Consider the following 18,966-nt stretch of genomic DNA (forward strand, 5'->3'; position numbering starts at 1 on the left):
TATAGCGGCCTCTTGTGACAGACAATATTTCCCTGATGTTGGCGTTACCGCCCCCAAGTCCTTGCACCGGCAGCTTTATCGGCAAGCGCTTGGGGGCGGTTATCCACTTAATAGCCGACCGTGAAACGCTTCCGCAGATGCGAAGGCCGCTCGATCTCGTCGGCGAGTGCAATGGCGTAGTCGGCGAAGGTGATCCAGCTCTTTCCGCTCGCATCTGCGAGAAGCTGATCGGTCCCAAGCCGGAACTTGCTGGTCCGCTCACCCTCTACGAACAGGGCCGAGGGCGAGATGAAGGTCCAATTCAGCTCCTTTTCCTGCCGCAGCAGGTCGAGGAATGCGGAACCCTTCTCCGCTTCGGCCTTGTATTGGGCGGGAAAACCGGGAGTTGTGACCAGTTTCACGCCGGGGGCGACTTCGAGACTGCCGGCACCGCCGACCACAAGGTAGCGACCAACCTTCGAGTCCTTGGCAGCGCCGATCAGCTTGTGCGCGTCGCTGGCGAGGAAGTGGACGGAACTGATCGCGACGCCATGCCCGGCCCAGAGCTTGGCGAGGCCGGCCTGGTCGAGCACGTCGCCCTTGGTGGGGGTGACGTTCGGCAGATGAGCGATCTTCTCCGGGTTCCGGGCGATGGCGGTGACGGCATGGCCGCGGCGGGACAGTTCCTTGGTGATCTCCGAACCGGCCCGGCCCGAGGCGCCAGCGACTGCGATTTTCATGGAAGGCTCCTTTGCTTCTGTGGTAACTAGTGGAAACTAGATATCGCAAAGAATGCTGGTGTTAAGAGAGCACTTTTGGCTTACCTGCTTACGCAGGGGTAACCGGAACAGATCGCGAGGAACGGAGACATGAAGCCCGACGTCTACGCAGCCAATTGCCCGACACGCCAGATCCTCGATCGTGTCGGCGACAAATGGGCGGTGCTGATCCTGTTGCTGCTGCGCGAGGACGCGATGCGTTTCAATCAGTTGCGCCGGACGATTGAAGGCATTTCGCAGAAGATGTTGAGCCAGGTTCTCAAATCACTCGAACGCGACGGATTGATCAAGCGCCGCGCCATCGCAACCGTTCCGGTGACGGTTGAGTATTCGATCACGCAGCTCGGGCTGACGCTCGCTGCCGCCGTCGATCCCTTGCGCGACTGGGCCGAGCAGAACCTGAAGGACGTCCTCGCCGCACAGCGCCGCTACGATGCGCAGCAGAAGCAGGAAGCGGCGTAAGAAGACCCGTCATCCTGAGGTGCGAGTAGCGCGGTGCGCAGTACCGCGCTGGGAGCCTCGAAGGATGAACGGCTGAGATGGATCAGCGTGCTCGATGCCCTTGCGGGAACAACCGGGCCGTCGCCCTTCGAGGCCTCCGCTTCGCTTCGGCACCTCAGGGTGACGGATAACTAACTGACGATAACCCGTCAGCCCTGCCCTGCCTTGGCAAGCTCAACCTCGACGCGCAGCTCGATCTCGGAGAGCACGGCATCAAGGCCGGGATCACCGGAGGACGATTTGAGGTTTGCTGCCGCATCGCGCAGGCGCATAACCGTCGAGGCGTCGAGATTGCCCGACAACAATCCCATCTTGAGATCGTCGAGCACGTCGAGTGCGGTCTTGCCGCGGGCGACCGAGCGCTTGCGCCGCTCGACCGGGTCCTCCTCGATGCCCTGCAGCGCGAGCAGCGCATCGATGTTGGCGGCTGCCTTCGGCGCGGATGCGGACTTGGTCTCCTGCGTCGAAGAGGTGTCGGGCAGCACGAAGGTGCCGGAGCTCGTCCGTCTGGCCTGGCTGGCGGGCGCTCCAAGCGTGGTGCCGTTCGGTCCGTAGATGCGCATCGAAGGAATCCGCGTGGTCGATGACGGCAGCTTCGCCGCATTATGGTTAATGAGGCGTAAACAGCCCGGCAAAATCTGCCGACAGGCGGCAGTTTCGCTCCGTAAGGCGAACGCCGGCTGGCGCTGATGACGCGCAGTTTAATCAACCTATTCAACCATCTAGGTTCACCGCACCACGCTGGCACGACGCTCGCATAGAGAGGTTCGGACCAGCTCGTCATGGGAGTGTCGAACAGGTCCGGGATCTAAAGGAGCCTCGGGGAGCAGAGGATGCCAGGCGTGCGTTGGGCAAAGTTATTGGGAGTGGCATGTGCCGCGCTGTCAGCGCTGGCGCTCACGGCCGCGCCTGCAAGCGCGACCTCGCGCATCAAGGACCTCGCCAATATCGAAGGTGTCCGGCAGAACCAGCTCATCGGCTACGGCCTCGTCGTCGGCCTCAACGGCACCGGCGACACCCTCAACAACATCCCTTTCACCAAGCAGTCGCTGCAGGCCATGCTGGAACGCATGGGCGTCAACATCCGCGGCGCCACCATTCGCACCGGCAACGTCGCCGCCGTCATGGTGACCGGCAATCTGCCGGCCTTCGCGACGCAGGGCACGCGCATGGACGTCACGGTATCCGCGCTCGGCGATGCCAAGAACTTGCAGGGCGGCACACTGCTCGTCACCCCGCTGCTCGGTGCCGACGGCAACGTCTATGCAGTCGCCCAGGGCTCGCTCGCGATCTCCGGCTTCCAGGCCGAGGGCGAAGCTGCAAAAATCGTCCGCGGCGTGCCGACGGTCGGGCGCATCGCCAACGGCGCCATCATCGAGCGCGAGATCGAGTTCGCTCTAAACCGGTTGCCGAACGTGCGGCTGGCATTGCGCAACGCCGACTTCACCACGTCAAAGCGCATCGCGGCCGCCATCAACGACTATCTCGGTGTCAAGAGCGCCGAACCGATTGATCCCTCCACAGTGCAGCTCTCGATCCCGCCGGAGTTCAAGGGCAACGTCGTCGCCTTCCTCACCGAGATCGAGCAGCTTCAGGTCGATCCCGATCTCGCCGCCAAGATCATCATCGACGAACGAAGCGGCATCATCGTGATGGGCCGCGACGTCCGTGTCGCCACAGTCGCTGTCGCGCAGGGCAATCTCACGGTCACGATCTCCGAGAGCCCGCAGGTGAGCCAGCCCAATCCGCTGTCGCGCGGCCGCACCGTGGTTACCCCACGCACCGGCGTCAGCGTCACCGAGGACGGCAAGAAGTTCGCGGTCGTCAAGGACGGCGTCTCGCTCCAGCAGCTCGTCGACGGCCTCAACGGCCTCGGTATCGGTCCGCGCGACCTCATCAGTATCCTCCAGGCGATCAAGGCCGCCGGCGCGATCGAAGCCGACATCGAGGTGATGTGATGCAGGCCGGCACGATCAGCACGCCCGCCATCGCCTCCTCAGCCTTCTCGGTGCAGAGCCGCAACGGCCGTCCCGACTTCGAGCTCGCCAGCGCCCTGCAGAAGGTCTCGCCGCAGCAGCAGGCCAAGGCTCAGAAGACCGCGACCGACTTCGAGGGCATGTTCCTCAACGCGATGTTCTCGCAGATGACGTCGGGTCTGAAGGGCGAAGGTCCGTTCGGCGACACCGTCGGCACCGGCGTGTGGCGCTCGATGCTGACCGAGCAGTACGCGAAGAATTTCGCCAATGCCGGCGGTGTCGGCGTGGCCAGCGAAGTCTACCGCACCCTCATCCTACAGCAGGCGAAAACCGTCCGCACGGCATAAGGTCCAAACGACATGAACCATTTCAACGCGTCACGTCAGCCGGTGCCCGCCCCTCGCGCTGCCGCGGCACCCGGCAGCGCGAGCGCACCGGGCAGCGCCGATGCCCGCAAGCTCGCCGAGGACCTGATGGACGCGATGAGCGCGTTGCTCGGGCTGATCGAACGGGAGACCGAGCTGGTGCGTGCCGGCCGCCTGCGCGAGGCGCTGGCATTTGAATCGAAGAAGCAGGAATTGTCCCGCCGCTACGTCGGCGCCGTAAGCCAGCTCAAGGCGAACCAGACCCAGCTTGCGAAATCCGCGCCCGAACTACTCTCGACGCTGCATCGCCATCACGACGCCTTCCGCGCGATGCTTCAGGTCAACCTCACCGTGCTCGCAACCGCACACGCGGTGTCGGAAAGCGTGATCCGCGGCGTCAACGCCGAGATCCAGAAGCGCAACGTGCCGAACACCTACACTGCCGCCGGCCGGCGCGCGACACCAGGCCCGCGCCACATCACGCCACTCTCGGTCAGCCGCTCGCTCTGAGAATCCCGATAGGGCCGATTTGATGAAAATGCGCGCCGCGAATCAGGTGCGCCGTTAGCCATGTTCCGTAACCGGACCTTTAATAGTAGTTCCCCATAGTTGCGCGATTGGACGGGGTGGGATTTGACTCGGGGGCAAGGCCAGGAGGCTGCCGTGAGTACAGATTTCAGTATCAGGCCGGTGGGGATACCGGCCGCTACGTTGCCCATATCGGCGTCGAGCACGGCGGCGAACGACGCCGTGCAAACCGATTTGCCGGCAAGCCAGACGGTCGCCGCAAGCGATGCGAGCGCGGCCGCGCGCAATGATTTGCAGGGCAATGAGAACGTCTCGCGCCAGGTCGTATTCAACCAGGCCGCGGCTTCGTTCGTCTTTCAGGTCGTCAATGAAAAGACAGACGCGGTGGTGACGCAATTTCCCGACGACGCGATGCTGCGCCGTCGCGCCTATTTCCACGCCCTCGATCTGAGCAAATCCGAGCTCCCGCGTCCGATCTCGACCGACCGCAGCGCCTAGGTGCTCAGCGTGGCCTGCGCCGTGTCGAGATAGCTCGAGCCCGTCACGGGATCGGTGACGACGTTCTTGATCTGCGCCTTGCCGGAACCGGTCAGCGTGAACTTCGTATTGCCGAAGCGAAACGAAGAGTCCTTGATCAGGACCTGCTGATATTGCGACGTGCCGCCGCTCTGATACCTGACCTGTGCGCGGAATCCACTGACTTCCGAGATGGTGAGCGAGAACTTCTTGCCGTCGGAATATGTGCCGGACCAGGTGCCCTGGTAGAGCGTCGCGTCAACCGCAACGTACTTGGTCTTGCTCGGAACCGACATGCCGGCCGATTTATACGAGCTCGACAGGATGCTCATCACGTCGGCCACGAGAACCTCCTACGACCGGCCGGACAGACCCGCGGCGATGTTACGGTTGATCTCTATCAGCGGACGGAAGTGATCGAACTGCGGGCTGGCCTGCAACGCTGCGGTCTGGCTCAGCACGAACACGCTGATGTTGGCAATCTTCTGCCGCACATCGAGCGGCTGCGGATTGGTGTCGCGCATCGCCTCGCTGAGGAAAATCGTCCAGAGCTTGCGGTTGAACATCAGCGCCTGCATCGTCTGCTCGCTGAGCGGATCGGCGCTATTGATCGCGTCCTGCAGCTTGTTCGCGGCCTTCAGCAGCGTCTGCGCCTCGATATCGCGAGGAGATGCAGTGGTCGTGGCGACACGCGCGTAGGCCGAAGCAGCAGAATTCGACATTGATCACCCTGGAGGCTTCCTAGCCCGTTGAACAGGCTTAAGGATTTGTTTCCCAACCCTAGGCAGCACCGCTTAAGATTTGCTTACGTGAGAGTGTGGAAGCACTCCGGACAAGTACGGGTCGCGGATTCTTCCCTCACGTCAAAGCTAAATGCGAGTGCATGCGCTGTAAATGACAGCACGTGTCATACATCGATCTCAGCTAATCGAGTCTTAGCGATCTCATTCAAATAGAACGGCGAGGCACCAGCCTCGCCGCGATATCTCGAACTAGGCCCGTGAGCTCCGAGACTACTTGAGCAATTGCAGCACGCTCTGCTGCGACTGGTTGGCCAGCGACAACGCGGAGACCGCGATCGACTGCCGCGTCGACAGCGCCTGACTGTTCGCTGCCTCCTCGTTCGTATCGGCGAGAGTCAGGCTGGAGGAACCGGTCTGCAGCACGTTGATCAGGTTCTTGCTGAAATCCTGGCGAATCTGCACGATCGACAAATTCGAACCGAGCGTCGATGCTTCTGCACGAAGTGTCGTACTGGCCGAATTGAGCGACGTAAGGACGGCGTTCGCCGAATTGGTGTCGAGGAAATCGACGCTCTGGGTCAGTGGCGCAAGGCTGAGACCGGCATAGTTGAACGTTACGCCCTGAATGGTCAGCGTGGATCTTCCGGTTTCGTTGAACACGAGCTTCAGCGTGTCGCCATTCAGCAGGTTCACACCATTGTAGGAGGAGTCCTGCGCGGTCGTGTTGATCTGTGCCAGCACGTTGTTGTACTGCGAGATCAGATTCGCACGAGTGGCCTGCGAATCCGGATCGGCGACAGGGGCCGGCGCGACCAGGCCATAGAAGGGCTGACCGCTCGCCGCAGCCGTGCCGCCGATCGTGCCGATCGTCGAGGAAGCCGCATCGTTGGAACTCACGATGTTGAGGTGGCCCGTCGTGTCGATCGTTGCCTGCAGGTTGTTCGCCGCCAGCGCCGCATTGAGCTGATTGAGCGTCGAGATCTGCCCGGTGCCGGTGCCGAAGGTGATGCTGGTCGGGGTGCCGCCACCGGTTGCACCGATCGTCAGCGTCTCGCCGCTCAGCGGGGGCGGGATGCGGGTGGTGGTGCCGGCGCTGAGGCCGAGCGCCGTGAGCACGTTGCCTGAGCCGGAGATCGTCAGATCCTGCGTCGTGCCGGTGCTCAGCACAAGCTGACCGCTACCGTTGACGGTCGAGGCCGTCGCGGCGCCGGTGATGCTGTCGATCGCGGACAGCACGGTCTGCACCGTCAGGTTGCTGCCAGCGCCGATACCGATGGTGACGTTGCCAAAGGAATCGGTGGTTGAGCTGGTCTGCGAGGTCGAGAAGGTGATGGTCTTGTTGTCGATGGTCAGGACCGAGCCATTGGTGATTGCGGTACCGAGGTCGTCGGAGCCCGCGCCGGCGGTACCGACCAGCTTGGTCGCCGCGGTGATGTTGGCCGCAGCGGTGGTGTTGTCATTGGTGACCGTGCCGCCGGTGGCCGTGTTGTTGGTGTAGGCCGTGCCGAGCAGGTTGTTGGGGGTTGCACCGGTGATCGCAGCCGACGTGACGTTGGATTTGGGCGAATAGCCTGTCGGGCTCTGCAGCACCTGGCTCGCGATCGACTTGGCGCTGTCGACCAGCTTCTGCAGCGAGGTGATGCCGGTGTTGGCCGCCTGCAGCACCTGAACGCCGTTGCTGATGCCGTCGAGGAGATTGCTGATGTCGCTGGCGCGGTTGTCGAGCCCCTGGGCAGTGAAGAAGTTGGTGGGGTTGTCGAGCGCGGTATTCACCTTCTTTCCGGTCGCAAGGCGCTCCTGCGTCGTCGCGAGCAGGTCTGCCGTCGACTGGAGCGACAACAGGTTCTGGCGAACTGATGCCGAAAGAACGATGTTGGACATTGGCGGATCTTCCTGTTGAGACGCGAAACCGGGTACGAATCGGGGCTCGCCGATCTGGAGAATTGGCTTTTGTCCAGTTTTAGGGGCTGTCCTTTAAATTAAGGTTAATGGCGGCTTAAGCCGCAAGGTTAACGATTGGTTAATCCCACGCCCCGCCCCTGGCCAAGCAGTGGTATCGCGAGACGAAAAAAAAGCGGCGGGGCAAATGCCCCGCCGCGATGTTTTGGCTGGCGATTTTCGCCGCGTATCAGCGCAGAAGCTGCAACACGCTCTGCTGCGACTGGTTGGCCAGCGACAGCGCCGAGACCGCGATCGACTGGCGGGTCGACAGCGCCTGGCTGTTGGCCGCTTCCTCGTTGGTGTCGGCCAGCGTCAGGTTGGACGAACCGGTCTGCAGGACGTCGATCAGGTTCTTGTTGAAGTCCTGGCGGATCTGCACGACCGACAGGTTCGAACCCAGCGTCGATGCCTCCGAGCGCAGCGTGCTGCTGGCCGCATTGAGCACGGTCAGCGCCTTGTTTGCCGAAGCATTGTCCAGGAAGTCGGTGCCCGAGGCCAGGGTCGACAGACCGAGGCCGCCGGTGTTGAAGGTAACACCGGTGATGCTCAGCGTCGACTTGCCGGTTTCGTTGAACGTCAGCTTCAGCGTATCGCCATTCAACAGGTTGACGCCGTTGAAGGACGCGTCCTGCGCCGTGGTGTCGATCTGCGCGAGCACGTTGTTGTACTGCGCAACCAGGCTTGCACGCTGGGCCTGCGAGGTCGGATCGGCGACCGGAGCCGCCACGGTGGCGCTGTGGAACGGACCAGCGCTGGTAATGGCCGTGCCGCTGAGCGCGCCGATCGTCGAGGACGCCGCGTCGTTCGTGGTCGTGATGGAGATCACGCCGGTGGAGTCGATCGAGGCCTGCAGGTTGTTGGACGCCAGCGCCGCATTGAGCCCGTTCAGCGTCGAGACCTGGCCGGAGCCGGTGCCGAAGGTGACGGTGGTAGCAGTACCGCCGCCGGTCGCCTGGATCGTCAGCGACTGGCCCGAGATGGCGGGCGGGGTGCGCGCGGTGGTGCCGGCGGTGAGGCCGAGCGCGGTAAGGACAGAGGCTGTGCCTCCGAGCACCAGATCCTGCGTCGTGCCGGTCGAGAGCACGAGCTGACCACTGCCGTTGACGGTCGAAGCCGTCGCGGTGCCAGTGATGCTGTCGATCGCGCTGAGCACCGTTCCCACCGTCAAGGTGCTGCCCGTACCGATGCCGATGGTGACGTTGCCGGCGCTGTCGGTCGTGGAGGTGGTCTTGGAGGTGTCGAACGTGATGGTCTTACCATCGACGGTCAGGGACGAACCGTTGGTAAACGTGGCTGCCAGCGTGTCGGAGTTGGTTGCGGAGACCAACTGGGTAGCAGCCGTGATGTCCGCCGGGGTGGACAGGTTGTTTTGAACGGTGGTGCCGGGGGTGGAAGTAGCGTTGGTGTAGCCCGTGCCCAGCAGGTTGCTGGCGGTCGCGCCGGTGATGGCGGTCGAGGTGAAAGTCGACTTGGTCGAATAACCCGTCGGGCTCTGCAGCACCTGGTTTGCGATCGACTTGGCGCTGTCGACCAGCTTCTGCAGCGAGGTGATGCCGGTGTTGGCGGCCTGCAGCACCTGGACGCCGTTGCCAATGCCATCGAGCAGGTTGCCGATGTCGCTGGCGCGGTTGTCGAGGCCCTGGGCGGTGAAGAAGTTGGTCGGATTGTCGAGAGCCGAGTTCACCTTCCGGCCAGTCGACAGACGGGACTGGGTGGTGGCGAGGAGGTCGGCGGTGGACTGGAGGGAGAGCAGGTTCTGACGAACCGATGCGGAGAGAACGATACCGGACATACTGTTACCTTTCTGGTAGTAGCTACGCGTCCTGTTTGACCGAGATTGATCAAACGACCGGCGGACGGTGCGTCCAAGCTTCTAACAATCCGTGAAATGGAACCCCCGCTTTTGTCCGCGTCGAGCGGAAACGGCCTCCCGCAACGGTTCAAGCCAGGCGCGTGCCGGCCGCAGCCGATTGAAATTATTGGCTTTTCGGCCACGTCCGCCGGCGTTTACGACGCGTTAACCACATTCAGCAAGGATTAGGCCCAACCAGAGCCGACAGCCGTCATTGACTGGGCGCGCCAGTCGCTCATTTACAAAAGCGTTGATGGAGAACAGGCATGGCTCTCAAAGTCGAGCTCAGACCGCACGAACGCATCATCGTCGGCAACTGCGTGATCACCAATACCGACCAGCGCGCTCGCCTTTTGATCGACGGCGAGAATGTGCCGATCCTGCGCGAGCGCGACATCCTCACGCCCGAGACCGCCAACACGCCGGCGAGGCTCGTCTATCTGGCGGTGCAGCTCATGTACATCTCGCCGGATCCGCAGAGCCAGCACGGCACCTATTTCAACCTGGTGCGCGACATCGTCACCGCCGTGCCGAGCGCCTGGCCGATCATCGAGGGCATCAACAACAACATCATGAGCGGCGATCTCTATCGCGCGCTCAAGGATGCCCGCAAGCTGATCGCCTATGAGGACAAGCTGCGGGAGCAGTTCGAAGCCACACATCCCAAGACCGAGGTCAAGGCCGACGTCAACTCGGCAGCATAAACGCCTCGCGGATCTCAAGACGAAATCGTCCCGGACCTGGTCCGGGGCGATTTCGTTTGCAGACGCTCGTGGAGGATTACGGCGCCGCGAGCGGCGGCGCGTCGATCTCGATCAGGCCATCGCCCGATCGCTGCGCGCCGAAATCCAGCACCGCGGCAACCAGCGCATCGACGTCAGCCACATCCGTGCGGTGATTGACGATCGCTGCGCGGATCGCAAACTTGCCGTCCAGCGTCGTGCTCGAGGGCGCGGCAATGCCTGATAGCTGGATGTCGGCAACGATCTCGCGATTGACCTCGTCGTCGGCACGATAGCGGAAGCAGACGATGTTGAGATTGACGGGTGCCAGGAGTTCGAGCCGAGGCTCGGCGATGATCCGCGCCTCCAGATATTTGGCGAGCGCGCAGGTGCGCGCGATCATGGCGCCCAGCCTGTCGGTGCCGAAGGTCTTCAGCGTAAACCAGGTCTTCAGTGCGCGGAAGCCGCGCGACAGATCGGGACCGAAATCACACGGCCAGTGCGAACCAGCAGCGAGCCCCCTCGCCTCGCGGCGCAAGTACGCCGCAGGCTGCGCAAAAGCCTGCCGATGCTTCTCACCGTCGCGGACCATCAGGAAGCCGGCGTCATAAGGCACCTGCCCCCATTTGTGGAAATCGAGCGCGATGGAATCCGCAAGCTCGATGCCGGCAAGGCGCGGCGCAAGCTCAGGCGAAAGAATCGCCAGCGCACCGAACGCACCGTCGACGTGGAACCAGATCCCCTCCTCGCGGCACAGTCGGGCGAGATCGACGAGATCATCGATGGCGCCGATATCGACGGTGCCGGCCGACGCAACGACGAGGAAAGGCTTGAAGCCGACCGCGCGGTCGACGGCGAGCTGTGCGCGCAGCGCGGCGATGTCGATGCGATGCTCGGCATCGACATCGATCTGGCGCAGCGCATCGGTGCCGAGCCCAGCCATGTCCATCGCCTTCGCGATACAGCCATGCGCAGCCTTCGAGGTATAGGCGGTGAGCAGCGCGCCGCCATTTCCGATGCCGTGCTGACGCGCAAGCGTACCCAGCGCGCTCGTGCGGGCAACCAGCACCGCCATCAGGTTCGCCATCGACGTCCCCGTGACGAAGATGCCGCTCGCACCTTGCGGAAAGTCGAACAGCTCGCGCATCCATGCGGTGATCTGCCGCTCGACTTCGATCGGCATGTGGTCGCGGCCACCGAGATTGGCGTTCAGCCCGGCGGCCAGCATCTCCGCGAGCACACCGACCGCGGTTCCGCCGCCATGCACCCAACCCATGAAACCGGGATGGACGTTGCCGGTCGCGTAAGGAGCGATCACGTCCGAGAATTCGCGATAGACCTCGCCGAGATCGGTCGATGCACGCGGCACATCGGCTCTCAGTTGAGCGCGAACACGGTCCGGCGCGGGCTGCCACACCGGCCGCTCGCGCACATTGGCGATGGAGTCGATGGTTTCGTCCAGCATACGGTGAGCCAGCGCGCGGAGCTCGCTCCAATCCTGCGGATCGAGCGAGGTGGTCGTGAGCGCACTCTGGATATTCTCACGGACGATCTCGTTCACGCCGCGCTCCCCAGACCCGTCTTCGCATGACGCGACAACATCGCCGTGAACGCGGCAAAGATCTTGCGCATCTGCGGCTGCTTGTACGGGAACACGTCCGGCGAATCCATGTTGTGCACCACGGCCGTATTGTCGGCCTCGAAGATCAGGAGCTCGCCGCTCTTGTTCTCCGCGCAATCGATGGTGAAATAGTCGAGCCCGACGCGCTTGATCATCTCGTCGAGCGCCGCATGATGACGGCTCGCGAAGGCCGCATCGAAATCGCGCATGAAGGCCGCCTCCTCCGCGCGCTTCTCTTCGCTGAAGGCCATGTAAGCGTTGAGATACCAGATGTCCCAGCGATCTGCGATCGCCATGTGACAGGCGTAAGGCTTGCCGTCGACGATGGCGAGACGATATTTACGGAACAGTCCGTCGGCGCTGGAATAGTCGACGAAGCGCGCGACGAAGAATTCCTGCTCCTGCCGCGCGGCCAGATAATCCGCAAGCGCCGCGGCATCATCGACCTTCGCGAGTCCCACACCCGCATGCGTGCCGCGCGGCCGCACGATCATCGGGAAGTGCAATTCGCTCGTGACGTCCGCGCACCGGATCCGCGCTTGCGACAAATCCGACAATTGCGCGCGCGTCGCGCAGACCGTCGCAGGAATGTCGAGGCCAGCCGTGCCAGCGAGGAGGCGATGCAGCTTGTCGCGATCGAGATTTGCGATGCGATCCGGGCGATTGAGCAGCGGCCGTGGCCAGCGCGAGGAGGCATTTTCGATCGCCGCGAGCGCCTCGCGACATTCCTCGGAATCGGATGCGACGACGATGGCAACGTCGTGATCTGGCAGCGGCTCCGGCAGGCCGACGCCGTTGACGACGTAGAGCGTCAACAGCTCGATGTCCGAGCTTTCGAGCAGGAATTCGATCGGGGTGTTGCCGCCCATGTCGATAGCCGCCGCAAGCGCGAGCACGCGCAGCGTGGGCTTTGCAACGGCGCAAGGCGACCGGAACAATTGATGGAAGGCGAGCACCTCGGCCTGGATCGCAAGACCCGCCTCCTTGTCACCGAGAAGTTGCGCGATCAGCGACAGGTCGAGCCCCTCGCCGGCCTGCACGGTGCCGTCGGCGATCTTGCTCACGAGCTGATCGCGCAGCGGCCGCAGATCGACGCCGACGAACGCCTCGTAGGTCAACCGGGCAAAGCCGATACGATCGGCGACTTCCGGCGCGCTCACGCCGAACGGATGCGAATCTTCAGACTGCATTTCAGGCTCCGGATGCGGATGCCGCACTGTTCGTGCGGCCGAGTAGCAGCTCGATCTTCACCAGCACGTTGGTGAGACAATCGAGGACCTGCTGGAGATTTCTTTGCGCTTGCGCCGCGTCCGCCGACCAGGTGCCGGTCACGAGCTGCGCGCCGATGCAGAGCCGCAGCAGCGCGGCTTGCGTGCCGTCAGGCCGCTCCAGCCGCACTGGCTGGCCGACGAGACAACGCTGCGCGGCCACCTGCCCGTGCGCGGCACCGCCGGAGACGTCGTCGTTCAGGTCGCGCGCGAGCGCGCGATACACCGCGTTGGTGTCGGCGATCGACACCGGCCGGCCATCGCGCAGGAGCATGACGGGAAAAATCGTGTCGTGGACGAACTCCTCGTCGTCCACGCCGCTCCGGCGCGCGCTGGACGCGAACGCGCCGAGCGAGGGCGTCAAGGCGATCATGTCGTCGATGCCGGCCCTGAGATCGCTCAGCGCCTTGGCGCGGAACGCACCGGGCAGCGCGTAGTAGCTGGCGATTTCTGCCAGTGCCGCCTCCCAGCGCAGCCACTGACCGAAATTCGGCCGGCGCTCGAAACGTGACCGCAAGCCGCTCCAGCCCTTCGGCCAGTCGAAGCAGCTGGCGTAATTGAGGAAGCCCGGCGCAATCTCGTTCAAGCGCCCGAGCGCGCGCGCAAATCCCTTGGGCACCAGCAGCGCGCCGCTGAAGGCCGGTCCGCCGAAGAATTTCGAGCCGGTGACCAGTACCATGTAGCCACGATCGAGATAGAAGCGCAGCCGTCGCCGCCCCAGCCGCATCTGGCAGGCATCGACCGCGATCTGAACCCTGCCCGGCCAGCGTCTTGCAATCTCGTCGAGACAGGCCTCGCTCGGCGCCCGCCAGCCGAGCTTCGAGGAGTCCATGATCTGGAGAAGCACGGGCGCGCCTTGTGCGAGCGTGGTCTCGATTGCGCGGAGCACCGCCGAGTCGGCGTCCATCTCAGCCACCAGCGGCAGCCCAATACTGTGGCCGCCGAGTCCTGCGACCGGACTGTCCTTGCGGACCGACACACCGCTCGCCGTCACAGAGCTGAAATGGCGCCCGCGCGCGGTGAACGCCGTTCCGCTTCCCGTTTGGTCGGAGCCGACGACGATGGTGACCGGCGACGCGCCGAGCGCGGCGCGCGCCAGGAACAGCGCGTGAAGCTGCGCATCGGTGCCGGAGGGCGAGAACACGACATCCACCCGCGGCGAGAGCTGGAGATGGGTGCGCAGTTCATCGCGCATGTCCTCGAGGCGGGCGTCGAAGGCGATCTCCACCTCGTCGAACAGCGATTTGTGCACGAGCTCCTCGCGCGCGAGCGCGGCGCGCTCATAGGCCGCTTGCGAGATCGAGGATGCGGTCGAGGATGCGAAATTCCAGGTCTCTGGCGTCGGATGCGGCGCGCAAGCATAGGCGTTGAGTCCGTCACGCGGGTCGAGCGCCAGGCGCTGGTCGCCACCGGAGGCGAGCAGCGTCTCCAGCGGCGTGAAGAGGTCGCGCAGCCCGTATCGCGGGCCGTCCTCAGCTCGCAGTCGGGGTACGCCGACGCTCATCCGGAAAGCTCACGCGGCGTCTGCTGCGGCGGCGGGTGCCGTCGCGAACTGCGAGGTGATGTCGCCGTGGAACACTGACGGCCCGACATGGTCGAGCGAGCTCTGGATGTCGGCCCAGATCTCGCCGCCGATATCGGTCCAGCGCTTGCAGAAGGCGAAGTCTTCGGAAAGATAGGTGCCGGTTGCCGAGTCGATCATGCATTCAAACAGCGCGAACCGGTTCTGGCTCGCAGCCAGCGTGTCGTGCGAATGCTCGCGGAAAAATTGCAGGCCCACGTAGTTCGGATGCCGGCACATCGCCTCCAGCACGTGACGGCGGATCATCAGGAAGCCGGTGCCCGCATAGCGCACGCGGGTAAATCCGTTGACGACGACGATGCGGTCGGGATCCTCGATCTCGAGTACGTAGTCGAGCGAAGCCGCCGGCAGGTCGGCCCTGCCGGCCTGGATCGCCCGCTTGGCCTTGTCCCAGTTGACGCGCTTGATCGGATAGCAGCCGGCGACGACGTCGGCCCCGCACTCGATCAGCCGGAACACCTGCTCGGGCGCAAAGCCGATGTCGGCGTCCACGAACAGGAAATGCGTTGCCTTGGGATCGTCGAGGAACATCGCGACCAGATTGGCCCGCGCGCGGGTGATCAGCGCGTCGCCGTCACGCAAGAGCACCTTGAGCTCGAGATTGGACATGCCGTGCACGGCGCGTTGGAGCGCGAAGATCGAGCTGGCATAGATGCTCGACACCTGCCCGCCGAAGCACGGCGTTGCCACCACAAGCTGCATCCGATCCGACATCAACGGCCCCGCGCGCCCTAAATCCTCACCAAGAGGTAAACAGGCATGGTTAATGGAGCCTTAACGCTCCCTTACAGGAACTTGACGAGCGAGAGCTGCGCCAGGTTCGCGGTGGTCTGGTAGGACGCCTGGAGCGCGTTCTGGAGCGCCAGGATCTCGCTCGCGACCTGGTCGGGAGACGCCGACTCCGCCTGGTCGATGATGGTCTGAAGCTGCGCCTTGGCCTGGGTCTGACGCGTGGTCGCGTCCTTCATCGTATTCTGGGCCATCGCAATATCGGTCTGGATGTCCTCGATCTTCTGTTGCCCGGGCTGCGGCGTCAGCGCCTGCGTTGTGCGCTGGCTCAGCGCTGCAACCTGCGCCCCGGAATATTGCCCGGTCGGCGAGGTCGAGAACGTGCCGAACACGGCAATCGCCTGCAACTGGCTGCGGATCGCATCCTCGTCGGCCTGCGCGCCGTATTGCACCGTGACGGAATCGTCGACTCGCGCCACCGCGGTCGAGCGCGCCGAGCCGGGCCCGTCATTGCCCTGATACCATTTCACGGTAGTGGCCGAGCCGTTCACCAGCGTCGTCGCCGAGCTCGCCGGCGACGAGCCGACGCGCAGCGGCGGCTGCGTCGCCGTAATCGGGGACGAGCTGAACCCCAGCGTGTTCAGCGCGGCCGTGGCGCCCGGAGTCGAGCCCGAGATGTTCAGGCTCGCCGCATCGTCGGTGTTGATCGTGATTACGCCGCCATGGATGGTCGACGGCGTCGAGGTGCCCGTGATCGAATCGATCTTGCTGAGCAGGGTCTGGATGCTGTCGGTGACGTTGAGCTGATTGCCGGTCGCGCCCGAGGCGACGAAGCTGAGCGTGGTCCCGTTGACGGTGATGGAATCGCCGACGGAGAAGCCGGGTGAGATCGAGTCCGAGGGAGCCGTGCCGGACAGCGCCGTCGCGCCCGTGGCAGTGGTCGAAGCCGGCGGCGCGGCCTGATTGGAGACTGCCGCCGTTCCCGTCGCCGAGCTCGCGGTGTTGAAGAAATTGTCGCCGGCGACCACGGCGGACGCCGCCACCAGCGAGGTGTTGGCAAGCTTCTGGATCGCGGTATTCAGCGCGGTGTTGAGATTCGACGCCGTGTTGTTTGGATTGACGGGGGTGCTTGCGTCGATCGCAAAGCTCCCGGCTGGCGTCGGCGTCGCGCTGGACGCTGTCAGGTCGATCTGCTCGGTCGAACCGTCCGGCAGCGTGAACTGAACGCTCAGCTTGTCGCCGTCGTTCGGGTTAACGCCGTTGAGATCGACCGAGAACGACACCGGCGAACCGCTCGGACCCGTGACCGTCGCGCCCGTCAGTGTCGAGGAGACCGCGGCGATCTTCAAGCCGAACGGCGATCCCGCGACATCCTCCGATACCTTCACCGAGCTCGGCGTCGGCTGCGACTGCACCAGCCGGCCCATGCCGTTGGCGCCGAGGTCAGCGGCCTGACGCTCCGCCATGACGGTCTTCAGGCCAGCCTGCGTCGTGGTGCCGTTGATGATGGTGCCGGCGTCGGCGACCGACTGCGTGTTGAAGGCGGTTCCGGAGAACAGGTAGCGGCTGCCCGACTGCGTGTTGAGGACGCCGACCATCGAGGCGAACTGGGCGGCGGCAGTGTTCTGCGCAATGGTCTGTCCGTTGACGTTGAGATCCTGGGCGGTGCTGGCGGAGCCCGTCTGCACCGTATTGCGGATCGTCGTCAGCGACTGGAGCGCGGTGTTGGCGAGGTTGATGCTGACGTTGACGTTGGTGATCGTGTCGGTATAGGCGGCGATGTTCGAAAGCTGCGCCCGCGAGGCGATCGCGAAGCCTTCGTTGGTCCCCATGCCGGAATAGTTCTGCGACAGCTTGCCGGTCGAGAGCTGCGTCGACAGGTCTGTGAGCTGCTGATTGATGTTGCGGATCTGCGCGCCGAGAACCGACGAGGAGTAATTGATGCTGGCGATCGACATCTTTCAGAGCCCTACACTGGTTACGTTTGAGCCTGGAGCAACGTGTTCATCATGCTTTGCACCACCGACATCACGTGGGCATTGGCGGCGTAGGCATTCTGGAGCTGGATCAGGTTCGACATCTCCGAGTCGATGTTGACGCTGGATGTCGAGTTGAACTTTGCCTGGAGCGTCGAGACAACGACGCTCTGGCCCTGCTGCAACGCCGTCGCCTGGGTCGAGGCGTTGCTCTGGATGCTCAGAAACTGCTGTAGATAGCTCGAGACCGTGCCGGTGAACTGCTGGCTCGACGAGCCCAGCCCCGTCGTTGGCGAGTAGGAGAACACCGAGCTGGTGAGCTGCGTGTAGAGGAAGTCCGAGCGCGTGGTGTCGCCCGCAGGCGTCACCGGCGAAGTGCTGTAGACCGAGAGCTTGCTCGGGTCGGTCACTACCGCCGCGTTCACCCCGATGCGCCCGGCGAGCCCGGTCATCTGCGACCCCGACGAGGTGATCGCGCCGGTGTAGAGCGCGCTGCCGTCGGTGAACAATGGCATTTGCGCGTTGCCGGACTGAAGCGACGAGATCGTCTTGGTCACAGAGGCGGAATTGACCGTGCTCGAACCGGTGCCGTCGTCCGTGATCTGGAGCGTCGTGCCGGAGCCGGAAAACGACAGATGCGCGCTGCCGGCGAGCGCGGTGTTGAGCGTGGATAGGATCGAGGCCATCGGCGCTGAGAAGTCAACGCCAACTTTCAGGGGATTGGCATTGGTGGCGTTTTGCAACGGCAGCGCCGCCGGATCGGTCACATTGACGATCGTGATCTGGCGCTGGGTGTTGGTCGCGGTATCGGTATAGGTCAAATTGACCGAATTGCCAGGTGCCGTATTGGAAATGTCGACCGTGAAGCCGGACGGAGGGCCGGTGACGGCCGTGCCTGCCGTCGTCTTGTCGGACATCGCGCTCGCCATCGTCGCTGCGAGCTGGTCGACCTGGGTCTGCGCCTGCACCAGCGTCTGGTCGCGCAGCTTGAGGTCGGCGGCGATCTGCCCCGACGACACCACGTTGTTGGCGACGACGTCGATCGACGAGCCGTTCGGCAGCGAGATGTTGAACGCGCCCACGCCGGATTTGGCCGGATTGCTGTCGTAGAGCGAGTTCGCCGTCAGCGCGCCTGCGGACGTGAAGGTGAACTTCGAGGCGAGGCCCGCGCCGACGAGCTGGATGCCGGTGTTGGTGTAGACGTTCGCTTGGTTGGAGCCGTCGGTGACGACGCGGACGTCGACATATTTCGACAACGTGTTGATCGCCTGGTCGCGTTGATCCATCAGCGTCGCCGCCGACGGATCGTTCGAGCTCAGGCCTTGCAACTTGGTATTGATGTCGGCGATCTGCTGCATCGCCGCGTTGGCCTGCTGCGCCGAGGTGCCGAGATCCTGCTCGGCATTGCTGCGCAGCGACTGGATGCCCTTGGTCGTGAGATTGAGCTGCTGCGCCAGCGACTGCGCCGCGGCAACCGCGACGGTCTGCGCCGACGACGAGCCCGCGCTCGTCGACAATGCCTGCAACGAGCTCGTGAAATCGTTGAGCGCGGTTTCGAGCGTGCCGCTGCCGCCGGGGTTGCCGTAGACATTCTGAAGCTGCTTCAGGATGTTGGCCATCTGGTCGGCATAGCCGCCGCCGCCGGTCTCGGTGCGGAGCTGCCCCTGCACGTAGGTATCGAGATCGCGGCTGACGCCGGTCGTCATCACCGTCGAGCCGAAGTTGCCGGTGGTGACCTCGATCTGGTTCGGCGACTGGGCGACGTAACCTGGCGTCTGCGAATTGGCGACGTTCGAGGAGACGATCGAAAGCGCGGCCTGGTTGGCACGCAGGCCGCTCATTGCGCTGGCGAGGGATGAACTCAAACCCATGCTACTGCCCGCCTCTG

General features: G+C 63.8%; 18 protein-coding genes. 6 read left to right on the forward strand and 12 right to left on the reverse strand.

What is annotated here, in order from left to right; genetic code table 11:
* Positions 1 to 107: 107 nt before the first annotated feature.
* Positions 108 to 719 carry an NAD(P)-dependent oxidoreductase gene (locus Q3C01_RS20110; protein ID WP_458147044.1) on the reverse strand — a complete coding sequence of 204 codons (612 nt, stop codon included), beginning with the start codon at positions 717 to 719 and terminating at the stop codon, positions 108 to 110.
* Positions 720 to 848: 129 nt separating this feature from the next.
* Here Q3C01_RS20110 and Q3C01_RS20115 point away from each other — a divergent pair, with 129 nt between their 5' ends.
* The gene (locus tag Q3C01_RS20115) at positions 849 to 1,220 is read left to right on the forward strand and encodes a winged helix-turn-helix transcriptional regulator (RefSeq protein ID WP_027526331.1); all 372 of its coding nucleotides are present in this window, start codon (positions 849 to 851) and stop codon (positions 1,218 to 1,220) included.
* Between the two features lie 188 nt (positions 1,221 to 1,408).
* Here the strand turns inward: Q3C01_RS20115 and Q3C01_RS20120 are convergent, their stop codons facing one another.
* A complete protein-coding gene (locus Q3C01_RS20120; RefSeq protein WP_458147045.1) occupies positions 1,409 to 1,822 on the reverse strand; it encodes a flagellar assembly protein FliX in 414 nt (137 codons plus the stop codon).
* Between the two features lie 270 nt (positions 1,823 to 2,092).
* On the opposite strand from Q3C01_RS20120, the gene Q3C01_RS20125 reads away from it, so the two are divergent.
* The 4 genes from Q3C01_RS20125 to Q3C01_RS20140 all read left to right on the forward strand — a co-directional run bounded on the left by Q3C01_RS20125 (position 2,093) and on the right by Q3C01_RS20140 (position 4,626).
* Complete coding sequence (locus tag Q3C01_RS20125; protein WP_458147046.1) at positions 2,093 to 3,217, forward strand: flagellar basal body P-ring protein FlgI; 1,125 nt, start codon at positions 2,093 to 2,095, stop codon at positions 3,215 to 3,217.
* A complete protein-coding gene (gene flgJ / locus Q3C01_RS20130) occupies positions 3,217 to 3,582 on the forward strand; it encodes a flagellar assembly peptidoglycan hydrolase FlgJ (RefSeq protein WP_458147047.1) in 366 nt (121 codons plus the stop codon). The genes Q3C01_RS20125 and flgJ overlap by 1 nt, the downstream gene beginning before the upstream one ends.
* Positions 3,583 to 3,594: 12 nt before the next feature.
* The gene (locus tag Q3C01_RS20135; RefSeq protein ID WP_458147048.1) at positions 3,595 to 4,110 is read left to right on the forward strand and encodes a hypothetical protein; all 516 of its coding nucleotides are present in this window, start codon (positions 3,595 to 3,597) and stop codon (positions 4,108 to 4,110) included.
* Between the two features lie 153 nt (positions 4,111 to 4,263).
* Positions 4,264 to 4,626: a hypothetical protein gene (locus tag Q3C01_RS20140; protein ID WP_458147049.1), complete on the forward strand. Its 363-nt coding sequence runs from the start codon at positions 4,264 to 4,266 to the stop codon at positions 4,624 to 4,626.
* Here the strand turns inward: Q3C01_RS20140 and Q3C01_RS20145 are convergent.
* From Q3C01_RS20145 to Q3C01_RS20160, 4 genes are all read right to left on the reverse strand, one after another.
* Entirely contained in the window at positions 4,623 to 4,988 is a 366-nt protein-coding gene (locus tag Q3C01_RS20145) for a hypothetical protein (RefSeq protein WP_458147050.1), read from the reverse strand. The two genes, Q3C01_RS20140 and Q3C01_RS20145, sit on opposite strands and share 4 nt — an antisense overlap.
* A gap of 9 nt (positions 4,989 to 4,997) precedes the next feature.
* Positions 4,998 to 5,366 carry a flagellar biosynthesis regulator FlaF gene (gene flaF / locus Q3C01_RS20150; protein WP_458147051.1) on the reverse strand — a complete coding sequence of 123 codons (369 nt, stop codon included), beginning with the start codon at positions 5,364 to 5,366 and terminating at the stop codon, positions 4,998 to 5,000.
* 291 nt (positions 5,367 to 5,657) lie between these two features.
* Positions 5,658 to 7,268 carry a flagellin N-terminal helical domain-containing protein gene (locus Q3C01_RS20155; protein WP_458147052.1) on the reverse strand — a complete coding sequence of 537 codons (1,611 nt, stop codon included), beginning with the start codon at positions 7,266 to 7,268 and terminating at the stop codon, positions 5,658 to 5,660.
* Positions 7,269 to 7,515: 247 nt separating this feature from the next.
* Positions 7,516 to 9,120 (reverse strand): flagellin N-terminal helical domain-containing protein, encoded by a 1,605-nt coding sequence (locus tag Q3C01_RS20160; RefSeq protein ID WP_458147053.1) that lies wholly within the window; start codon positions 9,118 to 9,120, stop codon positions 7,516 to 7,518.
* Between the two features lie 326 nt (positions 9,121 to 9,446).
* Here Q3C01_RS20160 and flbT point away from each other — a divergent pair, with 326 nt between their 5' ends.
* A complete protein-coding gene (gene flbT, locus Q3C01_RS20165) occupies positions 9,447 to 9,884 on the forward strand; it encodes a flagellar biosynthesis repressor FlbT (RefSeq protein ID WP_458147054.1) in 438 nt (145 codons plus the stop codon).
* A 76-nt stretch (positions 9,885 to 9,960) separates the two neighbouring features.
* Here the strand turns inward: flbT and Q3C01_RS20170 are convergent, their stop codons facing one another.
* From Q3C01_RS20170 to flgK, 6 genes are all read right to left on the reverse strand, one after another.
* Positions 9,961 to 11,463: a pyridoxal phosphate-dependent decarboxylase family protein gene (locus Q3C01_RS20170; protein WP_458147055.1), complete on the reverse strand. Its 1,503-nt coding sequence runs from the start codon at positions 11,461 to 11,463 to the stop codon at positions 9,961 to 9,963.
* The gene (locus Q3C01_RS20175; protein ID WP_458147056.1) at positions 11,460 to 12,713 is read right to left on the reverse strand and encodes an ATP-grasp domain-containing protein; all 1,254 of its coding nucleotides are present in this window, start codon (positions 12,711 to 12,713) and stop codon (positions 11,460 to 11,462) included. Before Q3C01_RS20175 ends, Q3C01_RS20170 begins: the two co-directional genes overlap by 4 nt.
* 1 nt (position 12,714) lies before the next feature.
* Positions 12,715 to 14,295: a hypothetical protein gene (locus tag Q3C01_RS20180; protein ID WP_458147057.1), complete on the reverse strand. Its 1,581-nt coding sequence runs from the start codon at positions 14,293 to 14,295 to the stop codon at positions 12,715 to 12,717.
* Between the two features lie 9 nt (positions 14,296 to 14,304).
* Positions 14,305 to 15,087 (reverse strand): hypothetical protein, encoded by a 783-nt coding sequence (locus Q3C01_RS20185; protein WP_458147058.1) that lies wholly within the window; start codon positions 15,085 to 15,087, stop codon positions 14,305 to 14,307.
* Positions 15,088 to 15,158: 71 nt separating this feature from the next.
* Positions 15,159 to 17,060 (reverse strand): flagellar protein, encoded by a 1,902-nt coding sequence (locus Q3C01_RS20190; RefSeq protein WP_458147059.1) that lies wholly within the window; start codon positions 17,058 to 17,060, stop codon positions 15,159 to 15,161.
* A gap of 20 nt (positions 17,061 to 17,080) precedes the next feature.
* Positions 17,081 to 18,949, reverse strand: coding sequence for a flagellar hook-associated protein FlgK (gene flgK / locus Q3C01_RS20195; protein ID WP_458147060.1), 1,869 nt, complete (start codon positions 18,947 to 18,949; stop codon positions 17,081 to 17,083).
* Positions 18,950 to 18,966 lie beyond the last annotated feature (17 nt).

This window comes from Bradyrhizobium sp. UFLA05-109 (assembly GCF_054185165.1).